The following is a 5,879-nucleotide window of genomic DNA, read 5'->3' as shown; positions in this document are numbered from 1 at the left end:
CTCGGCCGCGTATCCGGCCGCGATGCAGCTCATCCGCAGCGAGGCCGAGCGCACCGGGAAGGACAGCCCGGCCGGTGTCCTGACCGCGCTCGCCGTCTCCGCCCAGACGGTGTCGGTGATCGGGCCCGCCAAGCCCGACGTGCGACTCCCCGCCGTTTCTGTGATCATGCCCGTCCTCGACGAGGAGCGGCATCTGCGCGGAGCCGTCCAAGCGATCCTCGCGCAGGAGTACGACGGCGAGATGGAGGTCGTGATCGCCATCGGTCCCTCGAAGGACCGTACGGACGAGATCGCGGCCGAGCTTGTCGCCGAAACTGCATCTTTTAAAAGCAAGCGTGTGCACACCGTTCCGAACCCCACCGGCCGCACGCCCGCCGCCCTCAACGCCGCGATCAAGGCCTCCCGCCATCCGATCGTCGTCCGCGTCGACGGCCACGGCATCCTCTCGCCGAACTACATCGCCACCGCCGTACGCCTCCTGGAGGAGACCGGCGCGCAGAACGTCGGCGGCATCATGCACGCCGAGGGCGAGAACGCCTGGGAGGACGCGGTCGCCGCCGCGATGACCTCGAAGATCGGCGTGGGCAACGCGGCCTTCCACACGGGAGGGGAAGCGGGCTCCGCCGAGACGGTCTACCTCGGGGTGTTCCGCCGCGAGGCACTGGAGCAACAGGGCGGCTACAACGAGGAGTTCATCCGCGCCCAGGACTGGGAGCTGAACTTCCGCATCCGCGAGGCGGGCGGCCTGATCTGGTTCTCGCCCGAGCTGAGGGTGTCGTACCGCCCCAGGCCGAGCGTGAAGGCGCTGGCCAAGCAGTACAAGGACTACGGCCGCTGGCGGCACGTCGTCGCCCGCTACCACGAGGGCTCCATCAACCTGCGCTACCTCGCCCCGCCGACCGCCGTCTGCGCGATCGCGGCCGGCATCGTCGTCGGCGCGGCACTGACCCCCTGGGGCTTCCTGATCCCCGGCGGCTACCTCGCGGCGATCGCGCTCGGCTCACTCCCGGCGGGCAAGGGCCTCTCGCTGAAGGCCCGCCTCCAGATCCCGGTCGCCCTCGCCACCATGCACATGTCGTGGGGCTACGGCTTCCTCACCAGCCCCAAGTCCCTTGCGCGCAGGGTGATCGCGTCCCGGCGGCCCGCGGTACTCAGCCCGTCCAGCAGCTGAGCACCGCGCGATCCTCCGTAACGGCCCGGACTACCAGGTGTAGTTCGGGTCGATGCCCATGCACGCCGTGGTGTCCGAACCGTTGAGCACGTCCGCCGACGCCGGTGTCGTGTCGTCCGCGGCCGGCGCCTTGTACGTGGTTCCGGTGCTCCAGTCCGCGCCGACGACCAGGGTGACCCCGGAGACGCTCGTGGACTTCTTCACCGCGCTCGTCGGGATGCCGAGCGCTTTGGCGACCCGCTGGGCGTCGCCCTCCAGGTCGGCGCTCGGATAGCGGATCACCGTCGTGGCCTGGCTGGGGGCCGTCGACGAGTCCGCCACCGCCTCCTTGAAGCCCTTGCCGACGAGGAGCCCGGCCACCGCGGTCGCCCGTCCCCGCACCGCGCTCGTGGTGTCGGTCCGGGTGCCGTTCTCCACCTGCACGGCGATCTTGTCGTCGGCGGCGGCCGGGTCGGTGGACGCCTTCGCGGCCGTGGCCGTCTTCTTCTTGTCCTTGCCGTCCAGCGCGATGTCCTCGCGGACCAGCCGGAACAGCTGCGCCGCGTCGGTCGGCTTGGGCACCACCCGGCCGCTGCTGCCCGAGTACTCCCACGGCATCGTCGTCATGGTGATCCGCTTGGTCGGAACCTTCTTCAGCTCCTTGCTCAGGTCGTACAGCTTGGCCACGGTCCCGAGACCGTTGTCGACCGTGATCGACTTGGTGGCCGTCTCGGCGAGGCTGCGCAGCTTGCCCGGGTTGCTCAGCGTGGCGTTCTCCCGCAGCTGGCGGACCATCGAGTTCATGTACTGGTGCTGGGCCTTGGCCCGCGCGATGTCGGTGTCGTCCTCGAAGCCGTAGCGCGTGCGCAGCCACTGGAGGGCCTGCTTGCCCTTGACCGGCGTGGTGCCCGCCTTCAGCTTCAGGCCGGAGCCCTTGCCCGAGGACGTGTGCGAGTAGACGTTGGCCCTCACACAGACCGGCACTCCGCCGATCGCGTCCGCCATCGACACCACACCCGAGAAGTCGACCATCATGAAGTGGTCGATGTGGATGTCGGTCAGCTTCTCCCAGGTCGCCACCGTGCAGCCGGGGCCGCCACGGCCCAGCGAGTCGTTCGTGATGACGTTCGTCTCGGCCGCGTACTTCTTGCCGGTGTCCGGGTCCGTGCACTTGGGGATGTCCACCAAGGTGTCGCGCGGCATGCTCACGACCGACATGTTGGAGCGGTCCGCCGAGACGTGCAGCAGCATCTGGACGTCGGCGCGGGCCGGGGTGCCGAAGGTGTCCTTCGCGCCGCCGAGCTTCTGGTTCTCCGCGGAGTCCCGCGCGTCCGAACCGATCAGCAGGATGTTCAACGGCTTCTGCCCGGCCGCGTTGGCCTTGGACTCGGCCGCCCTGTCCTTCTCGTCCCCGATGTTCAGGGGGTCTTTCTTTATGTTGTCGTTGAGGTGCTGGTAGTACAGGTATCCGGCGCCGGCCGTCCCGGTTATGACCACCGCGAGGACGATCGCCGACCAGCGCAACGCCCGGCGTCCACCGCCCTTGCGTCTGCCCCTGGCTCCGCCCGACGGTCTTTTCCCGTCCACCGGCGTGAGCGACATCGTGTCCTCGACCGCCGGCACCTCCCCACGCACGCTGCTCTGCGTCACGTCCCCACCCCTCCCACGCCGCGCCCTGACACACGGGTCCGCCCCGCGCCCCGTTAGACGCGGAACGGACCCGTGTGGTCACTTACTTGGCGCACTCAACCTTGTCCGCCGTGGACTTCTGGACCCCCTCCGGCGTCGACCCCGCGGTCGAGGTGAGCGGAACGCCGGCCCCCTTGAAGTCCTTGCCCAGGGTCAGCGTCATCGCCGGCAGCCCCTGAGAGTTCTGCACACTCTTCCCCGGCTTCATCGCGGACCCCGAGAGACCCATGATGTCGGCGAGCCGTCGAGCCTGGTCCGCCTGGTCGGGTGCGTACTCGAGGGTCGTCTTCGCGAGCGCCGCCGGAGCGTTGCCCGCGTTCTCGGACTTGAGCACGCCCTCATCATTCTGTAGCCACGTGAGAGTTTCCTGTGCGCTGCCGGCGACGGCCCCTCCGTTGAGGATCCGCACCCGCACCGCGGAGGCGGCGGACTTGGTGCCCTTGAGCCGGGCGGCCACGGCGGCCTTCTCCTTCGCGGCCTTCTGCTTGACCGCGGTGAAGGAGGTGTCGCTCTTGATCAACGAGAAGACCTGCGGGGCGGTCGTGTTGTTGAGGACGACCGTCACCGGGGTCTTCTCCGCCGGGTTGTCGACGACCGGCACGGTGGTGAAGGTCAGGTTCTTCGGGTTGAGCTTGCCCAGCTCCAGACCGAGGTCCTTCAGCTTGCCGATGGAGTCGAGGTTGTCGTCGACGGTCAGCGCCTTGGTGCCGGCCTCGGCCAGCTTCAGCATCTTCGAGGGGCTGGTGAGCGTGGAGTTGGACTTCAGCTTCCGCATCAGCGCGCTGAGGAACTGCTGCTGGAGTGTGATCCGGCTGAGGTCACCGCCGAAGCCGACCGAGTGCCGGGTCCGCACGAAGGCCAGCGCCTGCTCGCCCGAGAGATTGTGCGTGCCCTTGGACAGCTTCAGATGCGAGTCCGAGTCGTCGATGTCCTTCGCCAGACAGACCTCGACCCCGCCGACCGCGTCCGTCAGCGTCTTCACGGCATTGAAGTCGGCCACCATGAAGTCGTCGGGCTGGATCCCGGTCAGCTCGGTGACGGTCCGCACGGTGCAGCTCGCCGTACGGCCGTCCTGCCCGAGGCTGGTGTTGAAGCGGACGCTCGTCGTGCCCGGGATGACCTTGGAACTGCCGTCCGACTGGGCCGTCTCGCAGTCCGGGACGTCGGTGATCAGGTCCCGGGGGATGCTCAGCGCGGTCGCGTTCGAACGGTCCTTGGACACGTGCAGCAGGATCGTGGTGTCCGCGTGGCCGACGCTGCCGGAGTCGCCGTAGCCCTCGTTGCCCGCACCTGTGCGCTTGTCGGTGCCGATCACCAGCAGGTTGATGGCCTTGCCCTTGCTGAAGCCACCGGTGCTCGCGCCGTCGTCGGAGACGGCCGTGATGTTGTCGTTGAGGTGCTTGATGTAGAGGTAGCCGCCTCCGGCGACGGCGACCAGCACGAGGGCCAGACCGCCGCCGGTCCACATCAGGATCTTCTTGCCCTTGGCCTTCTTCTTCACCGGCCGGCGCCCGCGCCGCCCCGGTGGCTCCTCGGGCACGCCCCGCCGTCTGCGCGGCGGCGGCACCTCACGCCCGGGGGCTCTCGGGACCGTCTCCCGCTCCGGCGCCGCCACACTGCGGTTCTGCGCAGTGGCTCTACGGGGCCCCGGCACCGCTGACTGCGGTGTGGAAGGAGTCAGTCGCAGTTCGTATTCGCCAGTGTTCGGATTGAGTACCCACTGGTCTGCGGGGTCGATGTTGTCCGCCCGCCCACGGCCTTGCGCGTCCACGGTTTACCGAATCCTCCGTCGGGGCCACGCGGCGCCTTCCCCCTCCAGGCGCTCGGGTCTCGTACAACCGGTGCGCAAGCACACCGGGTCGCTCACACTATCCGTCCAGTTGAGCGGCAAGTGACTGTGGTGACAAATTCCACGTCCCTACAACCGGTCAATCCGTCCTATTTTTCGGAACAAAAGTTCGTCGACTTGGTGATCGCTTTACCCGCAGGTGTCTTCGGCGGCGGTGTTCCCGCGAAACGTCGGCGCGGGCGTGACCCCCGAACCCGGCGCCGTATTAAGGGCGTTTGCGACGGAATCCTGCGGAACCTGCTTCGTCACCGCGACGGTCGCGTCCGCCCGGAGCCGGGCGAACAGCTTTTCGGCCTCGGGCTCCACGAGCTGGTCGCGATTCGCGTTGTAAATGTACGACTCCCGCGGAACGGTGAGGAATTGCACATGTTCGGTGGGGATGTTCCGCAGGCCGCGCACCAGTTCGTACAAACCGCGCAGATTCGCCAATTCCGGATCGGTGGTGAGCGACGAGGTGGCCGCATCGAGCACGGGATAGAGCTTCACCGGATTGAACAGCACGTCGTCGCTCCGCACCTTGTTGACGAGCGCCCCGAGGAACCCCTGCTGACGGTCCATCCGATCGGTGTCACTACCGTTCCCGAGCGACTTCCGAGCCCGCACATACCCGAGCGCCTGCTCCCCGTCGAGCGTGACCCGCCCCGCGGGCAGCTTCAACCGGGCAGCCTTGTCACGAATAGGTTCCTTCAGGCAGACCTGCACCCCGTCCACGGCATCGACCATGTCCTTGAAGCCATGGAAATCCACCACCATGTGATGGTCGATCCGCACGTTCGTGAGCTTCTCCACGGTCCGGATCGTGCACCCCGAACCCCCCACCTGGAACGCGTAGTTGAACATCGCGAACATCGGCTCGCTCCGCGTCCCGTCCGGCCGCAGACACCCCGGCACGTCCACCATCAGGTCCCGCGGCAACGACACGGCGGTGGCGCTGCGCCGGTCGGCCGCCAGGTGCAACAGGATCGTCGTGTCCGACCGCTCGGTCCCCGAGTCCCGCCCGTACTCCGCGTTCCCGTCCCCGGACCGCGAGTCGGACCCGATCAGCAGAATGTTCTGCGCCCCCTTCACGAGGGCGGTGGGCCGCTCCTTCTCGTACCGGGCGAGTTCGGCGGCGGCGGCGTTGTCGGGCGTGATGTTCGAGTCGAGCTTGGCGTAGACACCCCATCCGACCCCGGCGGCCCCTACGAGGAG

4 protein-coding genes are annotated in these 5,879 nt (G+C 68.1%); 1 reads left to right on the top strand and 3 read right to left on the bottom strand.

The genetic code is table 11. The features are described 5' to 3' along the window. Positions 1-166: 166 nt before the first annotated feature. Positions 167-1,171, top strand: coding sequence for a glycosyltransferase family 2 protein (locus ACNFOC_RS49695; RefSeq protein ID WP_416965590.1), 1,005 nt, complete (start codon positions 167-169; stop codon positions 1,169-1,171). 30 nt (positions 1,172-1,201) lie between these two features. Here the strand turns inward: ACNFOC_RS49695 and ACNFOC_RS49690 are convergent, their stop codons facing one another. The 3 genes from ACNFOC_RS49690 to ACNFOC_RS49680 all read right to left on the bottom strand — a co-directional run. Beyond that, a complete protein-coding gene (locus ACNFOC_RS49690; protein WP_416965589.1) occupies positions 1,202-2,752 on the bottom strand; it encodes an LCP family protein in 1,551 nt (516 codons plus the stop codon). 130 nt (positions 2,753-2,882) lie between these two features. Beyond that, a complete protein-coding gene (locus ACNFOC_RS49685; RefSeq protein ID WP_416965588.1) occupies positions 2,883-4,610 on the bottom strand; it encodes an LCP family protein in 1,728 nt (575 codons plus the stop codon). A gap of 207 nt (positions 4,611-4,817) precedes the next feature. Next, positions 4,818-5,879 (bottom strand): LCP family protein (locus tag ACNFOC_RS49680; RefSeq protein WP_416965587.1); only part of this gene is annotated, 1,062 nt, incomplete at its 5' end.

Origin of the sequence: Streptomyces colwelliae (assembly GCF_048158785.1) — a bacterium.
Classification (GTDB): Bacteria; Actinomycetota; Actinomycetes; order Streptomycetales; family Streptomycetaceae; genus Streptomyces.
The sequence above is the reverse complement of the archived record's forward strand: the minus strand, read 5'-3'. Positions and strand labels throughout refer to the sequence as shown.

Excerpts from the sequence above, each read along its gene's own strand:
- ACNFOC_RS49690 (WP_416965589.1), bottom strand. The coding sequence starts at position 2,752 with ATGTCGCTCACGCCGGTGGACGGGAAAAGACCGTCGGGCGGAGCCAGG.
- ACNFOC_RS49695 (WP_416965590.1), top strand. The coding sequence starts at position 167 with ATGCCCGTCCTCGACGAGGAGCGGCATCTGCGCGGAGCCGTCCAAGCG.